This is a genomic window from Planosporangium flavigriseum, from assembly GCF_011947225.1.
Lineage (GTDB): Bacteria > Actinomycetota > Actinomycetes > Mycobacteriales > Micromonosporaceae > Planosporangium > Planosporangium flavigriseum.
Map to the genome: position 1 here is coordinate 63062 of NZ_JAATVW010000015.1, position 22265 is coordinate 85326.

The 22265-nt window shown below is 67.8% G+C and carries 20 protein-coding genes, 1 pseudogene and 1 riboswitch; of the genes and pseudogenes, 8 read left to right on the forward strand and 13 right to left on the reverse strand.

Annotation, left to right across the window (positions count from 1 at the left end; translation table 11 throughout):
• Positions 1-33 precede the first annotated feature (33 nt).
• Both HC028_RS19725 and HC028_RS28770 read right to left on the reverse strand, forming a co-directional pair.
• Complete coding sequence (locus tag HC028_RS19725; RefSeq protein WP_239075560.1) at positions 34-993, reverse strand: C40 family peptidase; 960 nt, start codon at positions 991-993, stop codon at positions 34-36.
• A 5-nt stretch (positions 994-998) separates the two neighbouring features.
• Positions 999-1160, reverse strand: a riboswitch (cyclic di-AMP (ydaO/yuaA leader).
• A gap of 267 nt (positions 1161-1427) precedes the next feature.
• Entirely contained in the window at positions 1428-2042 is a 615-nt protein-coding gene (locus HC028_RS28770) for a DICT sensory domain-containing protein (RefSeq protein ID WP_373313960.1), read from the reverse strand.
• On the opposite strand from HC028_RS28770, the gene HC028_RS19730 reads away from it, so the two are divergent.
• Positions 2009-3652, forward strand: coding sequence for a hybrid sensor histidine kinase/response regulator (locus HC028_RS19730; RefSeq protein WP_168078856.1), 1644 nt, complete (start codon positions 2009-2011; stop codon positions 3650-3652). The two genes, HC028_RS28770 and HC028_RS19730, sit on opposite strands and share 34 nt — an antisense overlap.
• 19 nt (positions 3653-3671) lie before the next feature.
• Here the strand turns inward: HC028_RS19730 and HC028_RS19735 are convergent, their stop codons facing one another.
• Together HC028_RS19735 and HC028_RS28540 are read right to left on the reverse strand one after the other, a co-directional pair.
• Entirely contained in the window at positions 3672-4070 is a 399-nt protein-coding gene (locus HC028_RS19735) for a response regulator (protein WP_168078857.1), read from the reverse strand.
• 183 nt (positions 4071-4253) lie between these two features.
• The gene (locus tag HC028_RS28540; RefSeq protein WP_168078858.1) at positions 4254-5648 is read right to left on the reverse strand and encodes a sensor domain-containing diguanylate cyclase; all 1395 of its coding nucleotides are present in this window, start codon (positions 5646-5648) and stop codon (positions 4254-4256) included.
• Positions 5649-5966: 318 nt separating this feature from the next.
• Here HC028_RS28540 and HC028_RS19745 point away from each other — a divergent pair, with 318 nt between their 5' ends.
• From HC028_RS19745 to HC028_RS19755, 3 genes are all read left to right on the forward strand, one after another.
• The gene (locus HC028_RS19745; protein WP_373313961.1) at positions 5967-6374 is read left to right on the forward strand and encodes a TraR/DksA family transcriptional regulator; all 408 of its coding nucleotides are present in this window, start codon (positions 5967-5969) and stop codon (positions 6372-6374) included.
• A 241-nt stretch (positions 6375-6615) separates the two neighbouring features.
• Positions 6616-7662 carry a S1 family peptidase gene (locus tag HC028_RS19750; RefSeq protein WP_168078859.1) on the forward strand — a complete coding sequence of 349 codons (1047 nt, stop codon included), beginning with the start codon at positions 6616-6618 and terminating at the stop codon, positions 7660-7662.
• A 178-nt stretch (positions 7663-7840) separates the two neighbouring features.
• A complete protein-coding gene (locus tag HC028_RS19755; protein WP_168078860.1) occupies positions 7841-8659 on the forward strand; it encodes a PP2C family protein-serine/threonine phosphatase in 819 nt (272 codons plus the stop codon).
• 14 nt (positions 8660-8673) lie between these two features.
• On the opposite strand, the gene HC028_RS19760 is transcribed toward HC028_RS19755, so the two are convergent.
• The 5 genes from HC028_RS19760 to HC028_RS19780 form a co-directional block, all read right to left on the reverse strand.
• Positions 8674-10320, reverse strand: coding sequence for an alpha-amylase family protein (locus HC028_RS19760; RefSeq protein ID WP_168078861.1), 1647 nt, complete (start codon positions 10318-10320; stop codon positions 8674-8676).
• 69 nt (positions 10321-10389) lie between these two features.
• Complete coding sequence (locus tag HC028_RS19765; protein ID WP_239075562.1) at positions 10390-11595, reverse strand: cytochrome P450; 1206 nt, start codon at positions 11593-11595, stop codon at positions 10390-10392.
• 123 nt (positions 11596-11718) lie between these two features.
• Positions 11719-12573 carry a hypothetical protein gene (locus HC028_RS19770; protein WP_168078863.1) on the reverse strand — a complete coding sequence of 285 codons (855 nt, stop codon included), beginning with the start codon at positions 12571-12573 and terminating at the stop codon, positions 11719-11721.
• Positions 12570-13136 (reverse strand): RNA polymerase sigma factor, encoded by a 567-nt coding sequence (locus tag HC028_RS19775; protein WP_168078864.1) that lies wholly within the window; start codon positions 13134-13136, stop codon positions 12570-12572. Before HC028_RS19775 ends, HC028_RS19770 begins: the two co-directional genes overlap by 4 nt.
• Before the next feature lie 144 nt (positions 13137-13280).
• The gene (locus HC028_RS19780; protein WP_308442065.1) at positions 13281-14390 is read right to left on the reverse strand and encodes a GH25 family lysozyme; all 1110 of its coding nucleotides are present in this window, start codon (positions 14388-14390) and stop codon (positions 13281-13283) included.
• A 234-nt stretch (positions 14391-14624) separates the two neighbouring features.
• On the opposite strand from HC028_RS19780, the gene HC028_RS19785 reads away from it, so the two are divergent.
• Both HC028_RS19785 and HC028_RS19790 read left to right on the forward strand, forming a co-directional pair.
• Positions 14625-14891 (forward strand): hypothetical protein, encoded by a 267-nt coding sequence (locus tag HC028_RS19785; protein ID WP_168078866.1) that lies wholly within the window; start codon positions 14625-14627, stop codon positions 14889-14891.
• A 114-nt stretch (positions 14892-15005) separates the two neighbouring features.
• Positions 15006-17042: a GGDEF domain-containing protein gene (locus tag HC028_RS19790; RefSeq protein ID WP_168078867.1), complete on the forward strand. Its 2037-nt coding sequence runs from the start codon at positions 15006-15008 to the stop codon at positions 17040-17042.
• Here the strand turns inward: HC028_RS19790 and HC028_RS19795 are convergent.
• Positions 17039-17350, reverse strand: coding sequence for a winged helix-turn-helix domain-containing protein (locus tag HC028_RS19795; protein ID WP_168078868.1), 312 nt, complete (start codon positions 17348-17350; stop codon positions 17039-17041). The two genes, HC028_RS19790 and HC028_RS19795, sit on opposite strands and share 4 nt — an antisense overlap.
• 319 nt (positions 17351-17669) lie before the next feature.
• On the opposite strand from HC028_RS19795, the gene HC028_RS19800 reads away from it, so the two are divergent.
• Positions 17670-18377, forward strand: a complete 708-nt coding sequence (locus HC028_RS19800; protein WP_168078869.1) for an ATP synthase F0 subunit B — start codon at positions 17670-17672, stop codon at positions 18375-18377.
• Positions 18378-18989: 612 nt separating this feature from the next.
• On the opposite strand, the gene HC028_RS28545 is transcribed toward HC028_RS19800, so the two are convergent.
• A complete protein-coding gene (locus tag HC028_RS28545; protein WP_239075563.1) occupies positions 18990-19502 on the reverse strand; it encodes an SHOCT domain-containing protein in 513 nt (170 codons plus the stop codon).
• A gap of 917 nt (positions 19503-20419) precedes the next feature.
• Between HC028_RS28545 and HC028_RS19810 the strand changes: the two genes are divergently transcribed.
• Positions 20420-21199, forward strand: coding sequence for a hypothetical protein (locus HC028_RS19810; RefSeq protein ID WP_168078870.1), 780 nt, complete (start codon positions 20420-20422; stop codon positions 21197-21199).
• A 405-nt stretch (positions 21200-21604) separates the two neighbouring features.
• Here the strand turns inward: HC028_RS19810 and HC028_RS27790 are convergent.
• Both HC028_RS27790 and HC028_RS19820 read right to left on the reverse strand, forming a co-directional pair.
• Positions 21605-21835, reverse strand: a pseudogene (locus HC028_RS27790) (site-specific integrase); the annotation flags it as partial.
• A 209-nt stretch (positions 21836-22044) separates the two neighbouring features.
• Positions 22045-22260 (reverse strand): winged helix-turn-helix domain-containing protein, encoded by a 216-nt coding sequence (locus HC028_RS19820; protein WP_239075564.1) that lies wholly within the window; start codon positions 22258-22260, stop codon positions 22045-22047.
• Positions 22261-22265: the final 5 nt, after the last annotated feature.

Consider the following 22265-nt stretch of genomic DNA (forward strand, 5'->3'; position numbering starts at 1 on the left):
AGTGTCCAGTCCCCCGCGATCGTGACGTGCTCTTTAGCGAACCCGGCCGTACCCGTACGGCGACATCATGTCGACGCTGGCGAGCTTCACGTGCTCGCCGGGCTGCGGCGCGTGGATCACCTGGTTGTTGCCGACGTAGATCGCCACGTGCCCCAACCCGGAGTAGAACACCAGGTCACCGGGTTGCAGCTGACTACGGGAGATGCGGGCGGTCTGGTTGTACTGCATCGCGGCGTTGTGCGGCAGGGACTTGCCGGCCGACTCCCACGCCGCTGCGGTGAGTCCGGAGCAGTCGTACCCGTTGGGTCCGGACGCGGCGTAGACGTACGGCTTGCCGATGGCGCCGTACGCGAAGCGGACCGCGGCGCCGGCGCTGCCGGCGATGTTCGGGGCCGCGACGGCGGCCGGCTTCGGTGCGGTCGCGGACCCGAAGGCCTTCTGGCGCAGCTCCATCAGCTTGGCGAGATCGCCCTCGATCTTTGCCTTCTGGTCGGCCAGGCTCTGCTGGGCCGCCCGCTGCTGGTTGAGCAGATCGTCGAGCTTCTTCTTCTCGGCGTCGTACTGCTCCTTGGCCTGGGCGTAGCCCTGGATCTCACGCTGCTGGGTGCTCGCGATGCGGTTGAGCGAGGTGAGGTCGCCGAGGAGCGTGCCGGGAGACGTGTCTGACAGCAGCAGCGCCATCGACGACGGGCCACCGCCCTTGTACGCCTGTACGGCAATTTTTCCCACGTTGGCGTACGCCGAGTCGACCTTGGACTGCAGCGGCGCCAACTGTGCATTGAGGGCGTCGGCAGCGGTCTGGGTCGTCTTCAGCTGTTCACCGACCCCGTTGTACTGCTCGACGACCTTTTCGAGCGCACTGGAGGACTGGTTGATCTGCTGCTGCAACTCGGCTGGGGAAGGCTCCGCGTTGGCCGCCGCCGCAGGGGCGAGGACGGCCGCCGTCGTCGCGCCCAGGAGCACGGCGCGCAGCAGTCGTGGCACTACAGGCACAAAACACCCTTCTTCCCTACCGCCTACCGAGTTAGCTGACGGGTTCGGGCCGGAAGAAGGTGGCCCTACCGCAGCGAGCTGCGGATTCACCCCGTGACGGTCGGTTCTTCGACCGTCGATTGGGTCCCCGGTTCACACCCGCGCCGATGGTCCGGCGACGGGCTGTTGCGATTCGGCGGTGCTGGCTCGTTGCCACCCCGGTTGGGTGGCCGACTATCGAGCAGGCTAGACCAACCTAACGTGATCTTGGCGGTATCGGAAGTGCTCCGGGTCCGATACGGGTGCTAGCTCCCTCACTTCGGCGAAAGTCGCGATTACTCATCGTTCTTGTGGCATAGCAGAACGTCATTTCAGGGCACCCTTGTGACCGTCTACTTGAGCTGGTAGGCCGCCGGTTCTGCCTGGTGAGGGCGTGTCCTGTGGATGTGGGCCGCTTAACTGTCGCGCGGGCCCAATGTCGGGACCGTGGGGGGACCGAGACAATCAACACAGTTATGAACGCGAATACGATTGCAGCTCGGCCGGGCCGGGGTGCGCGATACACAAAGTAGCTTGTCGGCAACTGTCAGTTGGGATGGATCGCGCGGTGCAGCAGCGAGCGCGCTGCCGCCAGTACCGGTCCCCGGTCGCCGAGGTCGCGGGCCACAAGCGCCGGCGGCGAGCACCGCGACGAGCGCGGCCGTGTCGGCCATATCGGCATAGCGGCGTAGCGTGTCCGGCATGAGGTGGCGCGCCTGTTGAAAACGGCTCAACAACACCGCCGGTTCGGTCCGGTCGGTGGCCTTGGACTCCAGGTACTGGCTAATCGACACCAGCATCCGCTTGTCCGACCGGCTGGCAGCCGCGTTGGGCAGCGCCGACGGATCGGCGGCGACGGCACGCTCGTCGCGGACCCGGTCGATGTCGCGGAACCTGACCCGGGCATCGAGAGCCGGCGGGCCCGCCGGTCTGGCCAGTTCACCCCTCTTGTACCAAAATGAAGGTAGTGTCTGGATAATACGTTTGGTGATTGATAATGGGTGAACGCTCTGAGGGACAGCCGCGCCAATTTCCTGGTGAGGATCGCGGCTGCGCCACGGGGGTCGCGGATTCGGTTCGCGGCTGCGCCGCGGAGACCGAGACGCTGCTAGCGGCGATCGTGCAGTCGTCGCACGACGCGATCGTCGGCATGACCCTCGACGGGGTCGTCACGACCTGGAACCCGGCCGCACAAGCGCTGTTCGGCTACGCCTCCGACGCGATGATCGGCCAGCACGTGAGCCTGCTCTGGCCGCCCGAGCGGCGCGCCGAGGAGGAGAAGGTCATCACCTGTCTCGGCCGGGGGGAGCGGGTCGAGCGCTACCGCGCCTGGCGGTTGCGCAGCGACGGCAACCGCGTGGAGGTGTCGGCGACGGTATCGCCGATCGTCGACGCGGGCGGTGCCGTCATCGGTGTCTCCACGATCTGTCGAGCCATCGGTGAGCAGGAGCGGCTGTACGAGATGGCCCAGTTGGAACAGCTGGAGAACCGTCTGCAGCAGGCGCAGCGGATGGAGAGTCTGGGACAGCTTGCGGGCGGCGTCGCGCACGACTTCAACAACCTGCTCGCGGTGATCGTCAACTACGCCGCATTCGTATCCGAGGAGCTCGAGACGGCGGCCACCGCCGATCCGGACCGCTGGCACTCGGTGGCCCGCGACATGCAGCAGATCCAGCGCGCCACCGAGCGGGGAATCGCGCTGACCCGCCAGCTGCTCGCGTTCGCGCGGCGAGAGGTGGTGCGTCCCCGCGTACTGTCCATCAACGCGGTCGTCACCGACGTCAAGGAGTTGCTGGTCCGCTCGATCAGCGAGCATGTCCAGCTCGTCACGCGGCTGCTGCCCGGACTGTGGCCGGTCAAGGCCGACCCGGGCCAGCTCGAACAGATTCTGGTCAATCTCGCGGTGAACGCCCGCGACGCGATGCCCGGTGGCGGCACGCTCACGATCGGTACCGACAACATGGTGGTCGGCAACGAGTACGGGGTGCCCGCCGGCCGTTACGTGCGCATCCAGGTGGAGGACACGGGGACCGGCATGCCGCGCGACGTCATCGCGCGCGCCTTCGAGCCGTTCTTCACCACCAAACCGAAGGGCGAGGGGACCGGGCTCGGGCTCGCGACGGTGTACGGCATCGTCAAGCAGTCCGGCGGCGACGTGCAGATCACGTCCGAGCCGGGTGTCGGAACCACGTTCACGATGCTGCTGCCGGTGACCGACGAGGGTGGCCTCGAGGTGGAGACATCGGTGGTCGAGGGGGCGCCGGTTGGTCGTGGCGAGACGGTCCTCGTCGTCGAGGACGAGCCCGCGATCCGTGCGGTGGCCGAGCGCATCCTGCGGCGCGGCGGGTACGAGGTACTGATGACCGGCTCGCCGCTGGAAGCCCTGGAACTGGTCGGAAATCACGACGGCGAGATCCACCTGCTGATCACCGATGTGGTGATGCCCAAGATGCTCGGCAAGGATGTCGCCGAGCGGATCCGGGCGCAGCGGCCGGAGGTCAAGGTGCTGTTCATATCCGGGTATGCCCGGCAGGTGCTCGCGAACAGCGGCACCCTCGTGCCCGGCGTGACGTTGCTGGAGAAGCCGTTCTCCGAGTCGGTGCTGCTGGAAGCGGTACGTCAGGCGCTCGACACCGGCTGACGCTGGTGGTCGATCGGCGTCAGTAGCCGGCGTGCGCGGCCATCGCGCTGTCGACCGCCTCGGTGAGGCTCGTGGGGGTGAATGGCTTGGCCACGACCCACCGCGATGCCCCCTGCGCGTCGTCCGACGCGTCGTAGAGGCCCGACATGTACAGAACCGGGAGGTCCGGTCGCAGCCGGAGGGCCTGGTCGGCCAGTTCGGTACCGCTTCCGCCGGGCATCCGCATGTCGGTGAGTAGCAGGTCGATGCGGCCCGGGTAGTAGCGGCACACGTCGAGTGCCTCCGCCGGACTCTCGGCGGTGAGCACGTTGTGCCCCTGCCGGCTGAGTACCCGCCGGACCGCTTCGAGCAGGTCGGCCTCGTCGTCGACGGCGAGGATCGTCCGCCCCCAGGTCCGGGTGCTCCCTACGTTCGCCATGTCAGTCACTTTACGTATAGTCCCGACTACTGATGTCGTCTATCAGGTCATTTCCCTGTCGTGAGCCGCGCTTTGACCTGGGAAAACCGCCGGAGGCACGGGTCAATCGCGAATGCGAGCGGTTCCGCACAGTAGAACAGTTATTTGCCCCTATTTTGTGCGGCTCGCCGGTACGCGCCGTATTTAGGCATCTTGGTGGTACTCCTGGGTGTCCGGAAGGGTGGTGAAGCGTACGCCGGACTGGCTGTGCCTGGCCGCGTACATGGCCTCGTCGGCGATGTCGATGAGCGTCTCCGGAGCTATCTCGCCGTCGGCCTGCGGGGCGGTCACCACGGCCACCCCGATGCTCGCCCGCACCTCGACCTTCTGGCCGCCGACATCGATCGGTCGGGCCAGGGACTCCGTCACCCGTTGCGCCACCCGCTGGATGTTCTCCGGCCGCCCGGCCTCCTCCAGGATCACGACGAACTCGTCGTCGCCCGGCCGGGACACCGAGTCGCTGTGGCGCACCACCTCGCCCAGGCGTCGTCCGGTCTCGATGAGGACTTCGTCGCCGGCCGCGTGGCCGTACATGTCGTTGATGGATTTGAACGCGTCGAGGCCGACGAAGAGCGCGGCGAGCGTCGAACCGGTGCGGTGACGCCGGGCCAGTGCCTCGTAGAGCAGGTGGGTCAGCAGCCGCCGGTTGGGCAGTCCGGTCAGGGGGTCGTGCAGGGGGCCGCGCGGATCCCGCCGCTGTTCGGTGACATCCCGGTTCACAAGGACGATGCCAGTGTCCCCGTTGATCGGCCCGGCCATGGTGGTCAGGGAAGACATGATCGTCAGCGGTGCGCCGTCGGCGCGTCGCTCGTGCAGTTCGCCGCGCCACTCACCGGCGGCGGCAAGCTCCTCGAACACCTCGTCGGCAGACACGGACACGCCGGTCTCGGTGCAGAAGCGCGTCGCGAGGAGGGCGAAGACGTCGCAGCCCAGTGCCTCGCCGCGCGGGTACCCGTAGACGCGTTCCGCTCCGGCGTTCCAGTTCACGATCCGTCGCTCGGAGTCGCAGGCGATCAGCGCGTCGGAGATGTGCTCCATCAGCTCGCCCTGCCGGCGTAGCTCCTCGACCGCCTCGGTCGAGGCCGCCAGTGCGCGCGCGTTCCGCATCGTCGCGCCGGCCACGTCGGCGAGGTCGTGGATGAAGTCGACGTCGTCGTCGATGAGCGGCTCCCCGTGCGGGCGGGACACCGCTACCGCGCCGGCCAGCCGGTCACCCAGCCGGAGCGGCAGTAGCGTGGCGCCGTCGAGCCAGTCGGCACCGGTCCCGTCGGCCGCGTGGGTGAGCCATTCCTGAAGCGTGGACTCCAGGCGTGCTTGCTGCGCCTCGGAGTGGCTGCTTGCCAGCCTGGTCATCTGTGCGCCGTTGCCGGCGATGGTCCACACCGTGGCGTGCGCGTTGACGATCTGTCCGATCAGGTCAACGACCAGGGCCGTCAGCCGCTGCGGGTCGGCGACGGCGTCCAGGGTCGCCGCGGCCACCTCGACGAAGGCGCGCGTACGGGCGCGCGGGTCGATGGGCGGGCGGGCTAACGAGGTCACGCGGTGCCCATCGGCAGGTTTGCTCCGAATGGGAGAGTTCCGACACTGGTTTCGGTTGGGCCTGCTTTGGGTACCGCCCCCGGCATCGACGCGCGATCACCGAGCCGGCGTTGACGCAAGGCGGTGACGAGCACCGAAGTAAGGCAGGGACGAGCACGCCCGACCGGCGGACCGGCGGGCCGTTGATGGGGAGCGCCGATGTTGATGGAAGCCGACACCACCGCTCTTGCCGGACCGACGGTTTTGCCGGACGCGCCCAATGGCCTTGCGGTGGCGGAGCCGGACAACGCCGGGCCGGCGAAGGTGGATAGCGCGAAGGTGGACAGCGCGAAGGTGGACAGCGCGAGGGTGGGTGCGCCGACGGGCGCCGAGGTTCAGACGGCGAACATCCGTGCCGCGCTCGAGGCGCGCCTGGCGGAGTTGCGTCTCGAGCACCGCGAGCTGATCGCCGACATCACCACCGAGGAGCGGGGACTCCTGGTGCCTGACGCCGGTGACGACGTGGTGGACATCGGCACCAAGGCGTTCAATCGCGAGCAGGAGATCTCGTTGGCCAACGCGGTCCAGGAGCGGATCGAGCAGGCCGAGCGGGCGTTGGAGCGGCTGGAGCGGGGTGGCTACGGCTGGTGTGAAGGGTGCGGCGAGCCGATCCCGCCGGCGCGGCTGGCCGTGTACCCGTCCGCCACGCAGTGCGTGACGTGTAAGCAGCTTGACGAGCGCCGCTGAGCGGTGGGCGCGCGGCGGGCGTAACGCTTCGGGGGGTCGGTGGTACCGGCCCCCCGAAGTCTCCCGGGGGTCGTTACGCCGGCAACGTTTAAGGGGGAAGAATGTTTTCCCTTTCTCGAACCCCCGCATCATAAATTGACAATTCTAAATTGATCGATGGGATGGCAGCATCGCCGTACGCGGTAACCGTTCAACCCCGAACGCCCGCGTGAGCTGGAGCTCCTCACCACCGGAGGTTCGCGTGAGACTCACAAGGTCGTCCTCCCGTCGCGCCGTACGCACCATCGCAGCGGCCGGGCTCGTGGCAGCAACACTGCTCGTCCCATCCATCGCCCAGGCCGCAACGGACCCCGCCATGACCGCAGCCAACGCCGACGAGGCCCAGGCCCTCGCGGCGGGGCTGGGGGAGCGGTCAGCCGGCACCTACCTCGACTCCGTCACCGGAAAGATGGTCGTGACCGTCAGCGACCCCGCAGCCGCGCAGACCGTCCACGCCGCCGGCGCCGTCCCGAAGCGGGTCAGCCACAGCGCCGCCCAACTGGCGGACGCCATGACACAACTGGACCGTACGGCGAAGATCCCCGGAACCGCCTGGGCCACCGATCCGGTCACCAACCAGGTCGTGGTCACCGCCGACAGCACCGTCACCGGAGCTAAGCTCGACCAGCTCAACGCCGCGGTGGCCCGCCTCGGCGACGCGGTCCGGGTGGAGAGCACGCCCGGCACGTTCAGTACGCGCATCTCCGGCGGTGACGCCATCTACACCGGCAGCGCCCGCTGCTCGCTGGGGTTCAACGTCCGTAGCGGCAGCACGTACTACTTCCTGACCGCCGGCCACTGCACCAACATCGGCTCGACCTGGTCCACCGGCTCCGGTGCCGTCCTCGGTACCCGCGCCGGAACCAGCTTCCCCGGCAACGACTACGGGATCGTCCGGTACACCGACACCTCGGTCGCAAAGCCCGGCGCCGTCGGCTCGCAGGACATCACCGCCGCCGGCAACGCGTACGTCGGGCAGACGGTGACCCGGCGGGGCAGCACGACCGGCATCCACAGTGGCCAGGTCACCGCCCTGAACGCGACCGTCAACTACGCCGAAGGCACCGTCACCGGCCTGATCCGGACGACCGTCTGCGCCGAGGGCGGCGACAGTGGTGGTTCGCTCTACGCCGGCAGTACCGCGCTCGGGCTCACCTCCGGTGGCAGCGGCAACTGCAGGACCGGCGGCACTACGTTCTTCCAGCCCGTCACCGAGCCGCTCAGCGTCTACGGCGTGAGCGTCTACTAGGCGCGTACGAAAGGTTGGCGCCCTTCCGCCGGAAGGGCGCCAACCTTTGCCGCTCAACGGTTTCCGGGTGGTGCACCGTCCGGATGTCCCGTAGTCGCAAGGGGTTCTCCTCCCTCGCCGGGTGTGACATCGTCAAGTCATGGTGCCCGGCCTGCCGAGGCTTTCGGGGAAGAGGCGCGTGTTCGCGGCCACCGTGGCGCGCCTGCGGGCCGAGAACGCGGCGCTGCGCCTGGCGGCCGCCGAGCACCAGCGCGTGGCCGCCGAGCACCAGCGCCTGCTGGCGGCCGAGCGGCGACTCACCGAGCAGCTACGGCACATCATCCTGCCCGGGCCGGCGATGCCGTTCATGCTGCCGGGCCTGCAGGTCGCGGTCCGGTACGTACCCGCCTCTCGCGGCGCACCGGTAGGCGGAGACTGGTACGACGCCACTGCGTTGCCCAACGGCAGCGTCATCCTCACCGTCGGCGACGTCGCGGGACACGGACTCACCGCGGCGGCGACCATGGTCGAACTGCGACACGCGCTCGCCGCGCTGACCGTCACCATCACCACCGACCCGGCGGAGCTGCTCGGGTACCTCAACCGGGTGCTGTACGGCCGGCGCGGTGAGCAGCCGCGCACCGCGACCGCGGTCATCGCCCGGTTCGAGCGGACCACGCGGGTGCTGACCTGGGCGCAGGCCGGGCATCCCGCGCCGCTGCTGGTGCGCGGTGGCGCGGTCAGCGAATTGAACCGGCCGACCGGCGCGCTGCTCGGCGCCAGCGTCGCGACCGAGTACAAGACGGCGTCCCTGACCATGGCCTGCCGCGACACGCTGCTGCTCTTCACCGACGGGCTGATCGAGCCGCCGGGAGGTGGGCCAGACGACCGGCTCGACGACGTCGCCGACTCGCTGCTGGCGAGCATCGGCGACGACTGCTCCCTGCCCGATCTGCTGCGCAGGCTCCCGCCGGCGAATCCGGCCGACGACCTGTGCGCGCTGGTCGCCGTGTTCTGAGGAACAGGAGCACTTTACGTACCAGGATTGCGGCACAGCCGGATCCAGCGGTACCCGTAGCCGGCCAGGTCGAGCGCGTCCAGCCGCCCCACCGGGCCATAATCACGGTCGCCGAAGACCTGGTTGGGATCGTCCGCCTCCCCGTACAGCTCGCTCAGGTCGACCCGGACGTCGTCGGTACCGAGGTTGTGCAGGAAGACCATCGTGCCGGTGCTCCCGTCGGCGCGGTGCGCGAGGATGCCCGGCGGCAGCTTCTGATCAATGTGGGCGCAGGTTCCGGCGCTGACCTCGGGACTCTCCCGCAGGGTGCGGATCATCCGCTCGAACCAGCCGAACAGCGAGTCCTGGTCGTGGCGCTGGGCGGTCACGTTGACCTTCTGGTATCCATAATCGCGGCTGTCGACGACCGGCCGGATCGGCTCGTCCGCGCTGGTGAAGCCGCCGTTGGGCGCACGCGACCACTGCATCGGCGTACGGATCGAATTGCGCCCCGGCAGCGCGAGGTCGTCGCCCATGCCGATCTCCTCGCCGTACCGCAGCACCGGCGTACCGCGCAGCGTGAACTGCAGCGAGTACGCGAGTTCGATCCGCCGCCGGTCGCCACCGAGCATCGGGGCAAGCCGGCGGCGGATTCCCCGGTCGTACAGTCGCATGTTCTCGTCCGGACCGAATGCGGCGAAGACGTCCGCGCGCTGCTCCGCGGTCAGCCGGGACAGGTCGATCTCGTCATGGTTGCGCAGGAACGTCGCCCACTGGCCACCTCGCGGCAGCTGCGGGGTGTCGCGCAGCGCCTCGATGATCGGCTCCGGGTCCTGGCGGGCCAGGGCCAGCATCAGGCGGCCGTTCAGCATGAAGTCGAACAGCATGTGCAGTCGGCTGTTGGAGCCACCGGCGTCGGCGAAGTATCCGGGGAGCCTGTCCGGCTCCACGTTCGCCTCGGCGAGCAGCACCGCGTCGCCGCGGCGCCACTGGACGTGCTGGCGTAGCTCGGTGAGGAAGTCGAAATCCATCGGGCACGGGTTCTTGCCCGGCTCGGTCAGCTCGATGATGAACGGCACGGCGTCCATGCGGAACCCGGCGACCCCGAGTTGCAGCCAGAACGCCATGATCTTTTTGACCTCTTCGCGTACCCGTGGGTTGTGGTAGTTGAGGTCGGGCTGGAAGTCGTAGAAGCGGTGGTAGAACCAGGCCTTCGCGGTGCGGTCGTAGGACCAGGTCTCGCGCTGTTCACCGGGGAAGACCATGCCCTGGTGCCGATCGGGCGGCTCGCTGTCGGTCCAGATGTACCAGTCGCGGTACGGGGAGTCGGGTGACGAGCGGGCCGACCGGAACCACGGGTGCTCGTCGGAGGTGTGGTTGACGACCAGGTCGATCATCACGCGGATACCGCGGTTGGACGCCTGGTGCAGCAGTTCGGCGAAGTCGCCGAGGCTGCCGATGCGAGGGTCGACGGTGTAGAAGTCGGTGATGTCGTAGCCGTCGTCGCGGCCGGGTGAGGGGTGGATCGGGTTCAGCCACAGGCAGGTGACGCCGAGGCGGGCCAGATAGTCCAGGCGCCCGATCAGGCCGCGCAGGTCACCGATGCCATCGCCGTCGGAGTCGGCGAACGTCTCCACGTCGAGGCAGTAGATAACCGCCTCTTTGTACCAGTACTCGCTCATCGGCGTCCGTCTCTCCACGTGGTCGAGGGGGCGGTTTCTATGTGCCCGCCCCCTCGGTCGCCGCAAACGTCAGAGAGATCGAATCGCGTCGAAGGTGACGTCGAGCCGTGCCGGACCGCGGAGATTGATGTTCGCCTTGTACTCCACTGGCTCCAGCAGGCGTGGCGCGACAATTCGCTGCGCGAACGCGTCCAGGGCGACGGCCGACTCCAGTCGGGCGAGCCCGGCGCCCAGGCAGAAATGGATCCCGGCGGCGAAGGCGAGGTGCCCGCCCGGCTTGCGGGTGATGTCGAAGCGGTCCGGCTCGTCGAATACGTCCGGATCACGGTTCGCCGCCGCGATCAGCAGTACGGCGATGCCGCCGTCGGGTACCTCCACCTCACCGACGGGCAGCGTGCCGCGGGCGGCCCGGGTCGTCATCTGTACCGGCGGGTCGTAGCGCAACGTCTCCTCGGTGCACCCGTCGACGAGATCGGGGCGGGCCCGCAGGGCATCGAGCTGGTCGGGGTGGCGCAGCAGCGCCAGGACGGCGTTGGCTATCAGGTTGGTCGTCGTCTCGTGCCCCGCGACCAGCAGCAGTACGCACGTCGCGAGCAACTCCTCCTCGTTGAGCTTGTCGCCCTCGGACTCGGCGTGGACCAGCAGCGACAGCAGGTCCTCGCGCGGGTGGGTGCGCCGCTGTGCGATCAGTGTGGAGAAGTACCGGTTGAACTCCGTCCGCGCGCCCTCGGCCACCGCCACCCGCTCCGGGTCCGGGTCGGTGAACTGCGGGTCGAGCCCGCGGGCGAGCTGCGCCGACCAGGCCCGGAGCCGCTCATGGTCCTCGGCCGGTACGCCCAGCAGTTCGCTGATGATCTGTACGGGGAGCGGGTACGCCAGGTCGTCGATCACGTCCATGCGCCCCTGTTCCGCCACCCGCCGAAACAGTGAGTCGACGATTTCGGTGATCCGGGGGCGCAGCGCCGTCACGACCCGTGGGGTGAACGCCGAGGAGACCAGGCGCCGCAGGCGCGTGTGGTCGGGCGGGTCCAGCGACAGGAACGACAGGGTCGAGATTTCCAGGTTGGGCGCGGTGAGCGCCGAACGGTACCGCTCGCTGCTGGCGTGCGGGTGGCGCAGTACGGCGGAGCAGTCGCGGTGCCGGCCCGTCACCACCAGCAGGCCATCGATCAGCGGGAGCGGCGAGGCCTCTCGCATCTGGCGTAGGAGGGGGTACGGGTCGGCGCGGAGAGCCGGGTCGGCAAGCATGGTGAGGTCGATCGTCGGCGATGTCATAGTCATAGACTGACGCCTATGTGGTGCGGGTGGAAGGTCCGCTCGATAGGTAGAACATCGCAGATAGCGCGAGGCGCCGCCGTCCGTGACGGGTCACGGACGGCGGCGCCTGATGCGTGCGTACTACCGCTGGCCGGCCGGGGCCTGCTGGGTCGGGTACTGCTGGGTCGGGTACTGCTGGGCCGGGGCCTGCTGGGTCGGGTACTGCTGGGTCGGGGCCTGCGTGCGCGGGTTCTGCTGCGCCGGCTGCTGGGGGGCGGTGCCCGGCCGGCTCGGCTGGGTCGAGCGCTGGCCGTTGCCGGCGGCGGGCCGGCTCGGCTGGGTGTACGGGCGGTCGCTGGGTGCCGTGCTGGGACGGTCGGCACCCGACCAGCCCGGCCAGCTCGGCGAGCCGCTGGGCCGTCCGGCGTCCTCCGGGCTGTAGCTCCGGCCGTCCGTGCCGGGGTGCTCGCCGTCCTTGTCGAAGGTCGCGCTGACGCTCGGCGCGGGGGCGGGCGTCGTGGGCTTCTGGTTACCGGCCGGGTAGTCCGGGATCACGCTGTGCACGGTGCGGTCGAACGGCTGCTGCAGCGGCTCGGGTAGGGCGCCGGCGGCGCCGGCGCCACCGATGCTCGCCACGGCGACGGTGCTCACGGCGGCGGCCTTGGCCGCCCAGCCCAGCGCCACAAACTTGCCGACCATGGTGGCGAATGCGGTCTCGATAGCCATCTTCTTCTGTCTCCACTTCGGTAGTCCGGCCACCTGCCGCCGTGCGGCAGGCCCGTGAACGTTGCTTGCTGCCGTCGCCGGCAGGTCGCCCTTTTCGGTGAAGACGCCGGTGGCCAACATCGCCGCCAGACGGGGACTCGGCTGTCCGGGTCGGGTGCCGGCCGAGCGCAGCGCCGCGGTGAACGCGGTCAACTCCGGCTCGGTGGCGAAGGCCCGACGCCCGGTCAGCAGAGCTTCGACAGTGGCATCGTCGATGCGGTCTCCGGTCATCTCGCCCCCGTAATCTCGGAACCGCTCGCTGGAGGTACGGACTGTGACGTGAGTCTCACTCGAAGTGAAGTGATGGCGCGGCGTTGCAGCTGTTTCACCGCGCCCGTGCTCTTGCCCATGATCTCCGCGACCTGCTCGGTGCTGAGGTCGCCGAGCACGCGGAGCAGTACGACGGCCCGCTGGTCGGAGGGCAGTTCCGCGCAGACCTGCCGGACCCAGCCCTCTTCGAGTCCGGCCAGGACGTCGGATTCGACATCGTCGCCGGGCATCGACTCCAACACGTCGTCGGAGGTCAGGTGCGGGGTTTTGGCCAGGCGGCGACGTTCGTCCAGTAGCCGCCGGTGGGCGATGGTGAAGACCCACGAGCGGAACCCCGCCTCGTCGCCCTCGAAACGGGGCAGCCCAGAGAAGACTCCGATGAACACTTCGCTGGCCAGGTCATCCGGCTCGACCGCGCCCTGCATCCGCAGGTAGCCGGTCACCTGGCCCGCCAGGTCGGCGTACAGGCGCTCGAATGCCCATGGTGAACCTGCCCGCGCTGCCGCGAGCACAGAAGCGAACACCTCACCGAGCACCAGCGCCCAAACCGTCGATCGTGCGGAATCTGCGATCACATCGGTCCGGGCGCCGGGAAGCTGATTCTTTTTCGTGGCTGCAGTTCGGCCGGGGCGCGGGTGGCGGCCCGCTGCCCCGACGAGCCCGTACGCTCAGGTCACGTGAATGTGCGACGCGATGGCATCGCCGATCCCCTTCTGGACCCGGGGATCGAGCATCGCGTTCAGGATGGCGGTGTTGAGCTGGTCCTGAGTCGGTGCCTGAGCATTGCCGGTCGGAATATTGCCAACGGCGGTCGCGAGGCCGTCAAGCTTGGTAAGAGAGGTCTTCACGTCCGTGGCGATGCCGGGGATCGGCCACCACAGGGCCCGCTCGATTCGCGGTAGATACTCCTGGATCGGCTCGTTGCCGATGAGTACGCCCATCAGGTCGTCTCCTCCGATGACCATTGCTTGGAATTGCGCGAGGGTGCCCCGGAACGCATCGCCGTCGCAGCTGGGCTGGGAGCCGATCGTGAGCCTGCTGCCGAATTGCAGGATGGTCGGCGTGCGGCGGGAGTAGGGCGTCCAGCCCGATGAGTCGTCGCCCGGGTAGGCCTGTCGATATGGTGCCGCGGGATTGGTGCCGTACGACGATGCCCACAGCGGATCGTCGCCGGGGATCGTGTCGCCGTACGCCCATCGCGGGGCGTAGTGGATGACCCATTTACCGGTCTGGCTGCGGAGCAGGTCGCAGGCCTGAGCCCCGTACTGTGGCGCCACGTCGTCGTAGCCCCAGTGCTCGGTGTCGACCTGGATGAAGAACTGAGGCGTGGACCGCCACCACGGGGTCTGCGCATCGAGGTAGTTCAGAAAGTAGCTGACCTGTTCTGCGATCGCTCCGTGGCCGTTGTTTCCCGGGGTGCGTGGGACCAGGTACGCCCCCATGCAGGGCACCCCCGCCGCGCGTGCCCGGTTGAGCGCTTCCCCGTAATGGATGTGTTGGGTTCGGGTACCCTCCGTCGCTTTGTGGGTGAAGAACGTGATGCCGTCGCGAACTGCCGCCGCGACGTCCATGGGGCCCCGGTCCCAGTCGTAGTCGGACGCGTCAATCCCAGCCGAAAATCGGCATGGCTGCATCACCGCCCCCCCCCCTGCAGGTCGGTTCGTCGTTGATTCTCGGTGCCGTCTTTTTCGGTGCCGTCTTTTTCGGTGTCGTCGCCGAATGAGCCCACGCACTTGAAGGCAGCCGGATAGGCGCTGTCCGAATAAATTCGGTTTCATGGATTGTCCGGCCGTGCTCTCGCCGGGGCTGTCGGGGCCTTTCGCCCACGCCGCTCGCTGTCGAGATACGAAGCGGGATTACGCAAAATATAGAGCCCTATACTGAGCGTAGTCAAGAGATCACTGAACCTAAGCTGCTCGCCGGCCGTGTCATGTCCTATGTGGAGTAGGTGGTTGGGGTACGCTCCGTTATCTCCGTCCACCCAGGGATCGTCGGTAAGCGGGGGAGCAGCGATGGCAGTGCTGGGAAGCGTCGTCAGGTACATCATCAGTGCCACTGATGAGGAGGCGATTCGCCGCCGGGCCTCGTTCGGACCGGCGACGCCTGTGCAGTCTCCGCCGGTGGCCGGGGATGAACTGCCCGCCCTGGTGACCAAGCACTACGGAGCCGAGCCAGGCGTTGAGGTGGTCGACCTGATGCTCGAGCTCGACGGGGTCGGGGCGTACTGGGTCGGAGCGGTGCGGCAGGGCAACAAGGGGGAGCCGGGCAGTTGGTGGTAGCTGCTCGTGGCGGGCCGGTGAGAGGATCACATCTCTCAGGATTAGCTAGTCGCGGTCGATAGGTGGCTGACTACTAACCGCTGCGTCGCCGCGATAGGACTACGAGCCAACGCCATGACCGCTGCACCGCCATACGCCGCCTCGACGGCCCCGAACCGCCGGGTACGGGTGATCCGTCGCAGCAACGCGTACAGTGCGGTCGGTCCGGTCCTGGCCATCAGCTACGTCGTCGGCACCTGGGGCGCGCCGCGTCGGCTGCTGATGCTCGCGGTGATCGGTGCCATGCTGAGCGTGGCGGTTTTCGGCTCGTGGCAGGCCGAGCGGATCGCCCGTACCCGGGCGCGGGTGCCCCTCCAGTTCTGCGGCGTCGTCGCCAGCCTCACCGGCTCGGCCGTGCTCGGTCTGCTCGACGGCGGTGTAGCGAGCCCGATCGGCGCGCTGATCCCGTTCTCGCTGATCTTCCTTGCGATCCTGGTGCCGCCGCGACCGTTCGTTGCCGTCGCGGCCCTGGGGCTGGTGGCGTACTGGACCGTCGTGATCCTCGGCGACCCGGCCCCGCCCGGGTACCCCTTCGCGCATACGCTGGCCTTCGGCGGCATCGCGTACCTGTGTCTCCGGCACTCGCGCGTGCTCGCGTCGCTGCGGCGCCGCCTCGCCGAGATCTCCCGGATCGACCCGCTGACCGGTTGCCTGAATCGGCGCGGATTCGACGAGCGGCTGGAAGAGGAACTCGCCAAGGCGACACTCACCGGTGACTCGGTGACCCTGATCCTCATCGACCTGGACAGGTTCAAGGAGATCAACGACAGCTACGGCCACCACGTCGGGGATGAGCTGCTGACCTGGACCGCCCGTACGCTCAGCGCTGAGCTGGGCCCCCATGATGCGGTCGGCCGGATCGGCGGCGACGAGTTCGCGGTCATCCTCGGCGGCTCGGATCCCGGCCCTTCGGCCGTCGTCGGCCGGCTTCGGGGTGCCATTCAGGACACCACGCCGGCCAGCTTCGGCCACGCCAGCTTCCCCGCCGACGCCTCCACGATCGCGGAGCTCAAACACATCGCTGACGAGCGGGTGTACGCCGACAAGGCGACCCGCGACCGGCCCGTCCCCTCGGCGGCTGCGGTGGAGGCCGCGGTGACGGCGTTCCGCGGACAGGTCGAGCGGCAGGCCCCGGTAGCCGTCTCCCGCCTGGAACGGCGCCGGAACTCCATCGGCGACGCCGGCCGGTTGTCGGTTCTGAATTGCATCGTGGGCCTGCTCTACGCCGCGTTGTTCGCCTGCGGTCAGCCCAACTGGCTCGGCATCGCCGCTCTCAGCGTCCTCGGCGGCACGCTGGGGCTGATCCTGCTGGCGGCAGCGGACTGGCTGAGCCGCTCCGCGTCGGCCCGCACCATCATGAGCGCGATGGCAGCGGTCCTGTTCGTCATCTCGGGCGGTACCGCCTACCTCGACGGCGGCGTCAGTGCCCCGACCGGAGTCGGGCTGCTGGCCGCGATGCCGCTTCTCGCGCTCGGTACCCGAGCCAAGGCCGTGCTGCCAGCCCTGGGTGCCGCGTCGCTGCTCTACCTTGCCGTCGCCTACTTCGGGGGAGCCTCCAGCGACTGGTACATCGTGGCCCACCTGCTCGGCGCCGTTGCCGCCTCGCTGGTCTGCGCGCGGCAAGGGGCGGAAGCCGCCCGCCGGCGCGCGTTGATGAGCCGGCTCTCCCGCGTCGACGTCCTCACCGGCTGCCTCAACCGCCGCGGCTTCGAGGACAGCTTCACCGCATTCGTCGCCTCGGGCCGTGGCGCCACGATGCTGATCCTCGACCTCGACGGCTTCAAGCAGCTCAACGACTCCCGGGGGCATGCGGCCGGCGATGAGCTGCTGGCCTGGGTCGGGCAGACGCTACGCGACTCCGTCGGCGGTGACGACATCGTCGGCCGGCTCGGTGGGGACGAGTTCGTGGTCCTCGTCGGTGTTGCCGACGCTACCGATGTCGTCGGTCGGCTGCGCGAGACGCTGGCCGTGCGTACCCCGGTCAGCATCGGGGCGGCCGTGCTGGGGCGGGACGGCAACGACTTCGACAGCCTGTACGCGAGCGCGGATGCGCGGCTGTACGCGGAGAAGGCGCAGCGGCGGGGGGCGCGTACGGGGTTGGCCTCCCTCTAGCTGGACGCGCCTGGCTCCTGGCCGCGGTCCGCGACGAGCGGCCGGCCTCCCATGCGGAGGACGACGACGCCAGCGCTCTCCAGCCTGGTCAATGCTTGTCGTACCGGCTGCAGTGACACGCCGTATTCGTCGGCTAGCTCCTGGTACGTGGGTAGCCGCCCACCCGGTGGCCACTCACCCTCCTGGATGCGGCGGCGCAGGTCGGCTTCGATTCGGCGGTCCTGGCGATCGCTCTGGCGGACCCGCTGTGGCTTCTGTGGCTTGACCTGGATGGAGGACGACGACCTGGTCGGATGCCTGCCGGTCATGGAGGCGACCGCAGAGCTTGCCGGGTTGCGCACCCCTGGGACAGGGAGATACCTGGGAATTTGGCCCCAGGGCACGGTGTGACCGTCTGGTCGACGAAATTCGCTCTCGTCTTTCTCCTGCTCAGATTGGTAGCATGCCGCCAGTCGTGGACCCACGTCCTCGATATAGGCAGAGCCTGATTACGGAAACCCCGAGCGTCCGCTCACCAGGGACCGACGTCTCGTCGACACGAAAGCCGCGCGCGTGAGCCCGAACTTACGGAGGCCTTCCGTGACTGACAACCGGATGAAGGATCGTGTCAAAGTGACGCTTAACGGAATGACGACTCCGGACATCACCGCCACGGAGCCACCACTGGCCGAGTCGCACCCCAACATGGCGAACCAGGCCCTGCACGTACTGACTCTGGCTCAGCGCACGGCCAATGAGCATGTCCACACCGCGCAGCGGCATGCGGACAAGATTCGCGCAGACGCGCTGGCGGCCGCAGAGCAGATAGCCCACGACGCCGACGCGCACGCTCAGAACTTGCGACGCGAGGCGGAGAAGGTACTCGCCTCGGCGCGTACGGCGGCTGAGGGCGCGGCCCGCGAGGCCCAGGCGCGGGTCGAGGAGGCGCAGCAGAACGCCGACAGGATCGTGGCGGAGGCTCGGAGGCAGGCGGAGGCGATAGTGGCCAACGCGGAGCACAACACTGAAGAGTTGAAGCAGCAGGCCCAGCGGCGTTACGACGACGTTGTGGGTAGCCTGGCCACCAAGCGTGCGGCACTGCAGGAGCAGATCGAGGCCCTGGAGCGGTTCGACCGCGAGTACCGAGGGCGGCTGACGGCGTTCATGCAGGCACAGTTGCGTGCGCTCTGGGCCGACCAGCCGCAGGTAGCGGGGGAGTTCGACGACCTTGAGATGGCGGACGACTCCGTGCCGACCGAGCAGTCTCACGCTGAGGCGCCGAGTACGTCCGTGCCGGGACAGCGGAAAAGCGAGAAGGCGGCAACCGACTCCGCGTCGGCGGTGAGCGCCAACTAAGCGCGACTGGATCTCTCCCAGCGTCATAACCTCGCTGACGTCAAGCGGTCCGCACGCTGGGCGAGCGCTGAGGGGGCATTGGGTGACCGGCCGGTGAGCAGGCGCCTTATCCCGTAACGACAGAAGAAGGCCGGGACCAAACTGGTCGTGGCCTTCGCTGCTGGAGCCTTGGTCTTGGTCCGCCTCGATGCCGGCAGCGCGGAGGATGAGTCGTACGCGCTCGCGGGAAAGTCCGGTCATCTTGATGATGTCAACTTGGCGCATGCCATCCTGGTACGCCTGCGCGATGGCTTCGGCCAGTTCCGAACGCTTCTCGGCCAGAGCTTCTCGAGCCTTCGCCGGGCCGCAAGGGATCGGGCGAAGCCCGACCGCGGAGCGGCTCGTCCCTTGCGGTCCGGCAGGTTGCCGGGCATCCCCATGGGGCAGGGGATGGGGCGGTGCGACCCGCGATTCCACCTACGATCGTGAGCGTCGTGTGGATCTTGCTGCGCCCGGAGCCTGCCTCGCCGACGAGGTAGGGGCACGGGGCGGAGCCCCGATGTGTCTATCGTGCGGTCGAGCCGCCGGTGCGACCCCACAGAAGCTGTGGAAGGTTATCGCCTGACAGTCCAACTAGAGCCGTGAGAGGATCTCAGCCTTCTTCGTGGCGAACTCTTCTTCCGTAAGAATGCCGGCGTCACGCAGCTCGCCGAGCCGCCGAAGTTGTTCGATCGGGTCGGTCGCTGGCGCCGCGACGGGGGCTGGTGCAGGTGGTGGAGCCACAGTCGGGGCTACCCCTGAGTAGTGGTGCGTGTTCGCCCTCTGCTGCTCTACAAGCCTCGCGGCATGCGCCGTTCTATTGATGATCGAGACGGCACCGCGTGGATCCGGAATATCTTCAAGGACTACCAGTTCGACGCCGTTGGACCGCTGGACGTGCACGAGGACGTTCCCGACGCCGCGAGCCTTCTGGGTCATGGACTGCCGTATATCCACATCAACCACGTGGGCGATCGGCACCTGCTGGGCTCGAGTTGAGAGCATCCCCTTCTCGAAGAACAGCATGGTAGCGGTCAGCTTGTATGTGCCCGCGCCGATGCCGGTAATTGGTTGCCCCTTAGCCGCCCAGATCACTTCCGGCTCCACCGGCGGCGGTGCTGATGCCGGAGATGGCACTGGTCCTGGGGCCTGGGCGGGAACATGGGGCGATGTCGGAACCAGCGTCTGCCGTTCGTCAGGCTCTCGATGAGCCTCACGCGCCACGACCTCCCCTGGAATCCATGGGGCGGGCAAGTTGCTGACATTCTTGTCGCTGTGTTCGACGAACAACTCCCAGCCATCCGGCGGCGATGGCCACGAAGGATCCGGCTGCCAGCCCGCTGGCGGAAGCCAGCCTTCGGGGGCCGGCGGCCATCCAGGCGGGGGATTGAACCTCTTCGTCATCAAGGTGCCTCGTCTTGGTCTTAACGCTGAGCGGAACACCCATGACCTTATCGGCTCGATCCGTCGCGGGGGACCGCCGAATGACCAATTGGAGTTGGGCCGCTATGCGAGTACGGCGGCCTTTACGGACTGCTTCCGTTTTTGTGAAGCGGCGACGAGAGCCGGCTCTTGCGAGTGCCCGACACGTGCTGCACGAGGCGGTCCACGCGCTGCACGGGCACCTCAGCCAGATGGCAGCCATTGACGAGCGGTACATCCCGGACGTGACTCGTCAGGCGTGTCCGGTATGTGGCCGCATGGTCAGGTTTAACCAGTGTCAGTACTACTGCTCGCACAGTCTGCCGGGCTTCGCCTCAGTCAGGATGTGGGCAGCAAGGTCGAAGCGACGAGCGTTTCGGTGTGAACGTTGGTTCGGCCTCTCGGCCATTGCTAGCCGCTCTCATACGGTAGTTCTCGTTCCAGCGCACTAGCGGATCAGCGTCGTTCGATCACGGCGTCGGCCATCGGGTTTGCTGACTTATTGCTGACCGCCGCCTAACGTGGGCTCCGCCTACTAGGACACGAGCGGCTCGCTTGCTGCTGGATGCGCGGAGGGGACGCGATGATCGGGGAGACCTGGCATGAATGAACCGGAAGGACGCGACGGAGTGTCGGTGCAGGTCGATCCATCGCGCCCATCACCTCCAATGCAGTGGTGGGAGCGCCTAGGTGCCGTCGCTATCGGTCTTGGGTCTGGAGGAGCCGGTTGCTACGCCGTCTTCGCCACATCCAATCAGGCGGGCGCGGCTGCTCTTGTGCTCGCTGGAGCGGCGTTCCTCCTGATAGGGGTTCAAGGCACTCGCCTCCTCAAGCTGGGCGGAGGCGGCAACAGCATCGAATTGGCTCAGGCTGAGGCCGCCGTGAGGGTCGTCGAGCGTGCAAAGCATGAAAAGGATCCTGAGGTTGCGGAGGGCATGGTGGAGGCCGCTGCCATGATTAGTCCTGCTATCGCGCGGTCTCCCCGCCAAGAAGCTCGAAGGTATGAGGACGAGCTCCAAATTGCGCTGGAGCGAACTGGAGCGATCGTTAAGCGTGAGGTGGTCTGGGACCCAACCCGTCGCCCCTTGGACTTCGTTGCTGAAACCGCTAGCGGGCGAAAGGCGTTGGTCGAAGCAATCGCGCGCCGCTATGGAACGCTGAGCATGAAGGATGTCCGAGACGCAATGGGTCAGGTGGATGCGGTTACGGGCGGCATCGGAGACGCAGGACTTCTAATCGTCACTAGCGCCCCGCTGTCGGGCGAGGTGCAAGAGTTCAACGCCGAACCTCGCCATGCCAGGCGTCCGGTGGAGGTGATTAGCTGGAACGATGAGCGAGACGACGGGATCCTTGGCAGGGCTCTCGTTCGCGTTGCGCGATGAGCAGCGCCTACACCCGTAACGCGGTTCAGGAATTGTCGATCAGCAGCCGACGGCGATCCGTATACCTGTTCCCCTAACTGGTCACGACCTAGTCGTTGTCATCGTTGGCTATGGCTGCCCGCCGGTGACTGCAGGATCGGGCACGCAACGGGCACGACCGTGACGCGGTGCAGCAGACCCCTGCCACGTCTCACCTGAGTTGTCCGGCGGACGATGGTTTCCTTCCGAGGCAGCGGCGCGTTGTCAGGCATCGATTGGGAGAGCCCGCGCTTTCGCCTTCTGCTCGGCTCGAATCGTGGACAGCGTCTGGTGAAACGCGCTATGGCGGTTCTGGTCGAGGTTGAGGGGCAGAGCCAGGCGGCGGATTAGGTGCTCCTGCAACTCGCAGGGGTGATCGGTGACCGTCCAGACAACCGGATCGGCCCAGGCCGCGACAACGATCCGGGCCGCCTCGTCCAACGACGGCGGATGTGGATCCGGATGGGGTAACGAAGGCGGCGAGGCCTGTGACGCCGGATTGACCCCGAGTCAGCGCCACCGCACCGCCCGCTCAAACGCCCCGCTGAGAATCCAATGGATTTGCCGCACGGTCGACGCGCTCAGCCCCAGGCATCTGTGCGGCCGGCACTTATCCGTGCGTCAAAGCTGATGCGCTCAGCGATCTCTTCGGGCTCAATCTCCAAGCCCCTTCATCCGCGCCATCTCCACGACAGTGCGTAGCACTGGGAGGTCACGGTTCTCCCACGTCGAGTGCACCATGCCCCACCGTGATCATCGGTGTGACGGTTCCCGCCCATCATGCGAAGCACCGGTATGGGGCTCGGGCGGTGTGCCTTGGGCAGCCGTCACTCCGGCACGAATGTGCCCCGTCCCGGAACTCCGATGACTACACCGCGTTCCCGCAAGATCCGCATGACCCCAGCGATGGTCGCCGGGCTGACGCTGTAGAGGTTCGCCAGCGTGGCGTACGTCGGCAACTGCGACCCGGCCGGGTACTCGCCCGTCTTAATGCGTTCGGTCAGGTCAGCGGCTATCTGGTACGAGGTCATGGGGACTGGCACAACTC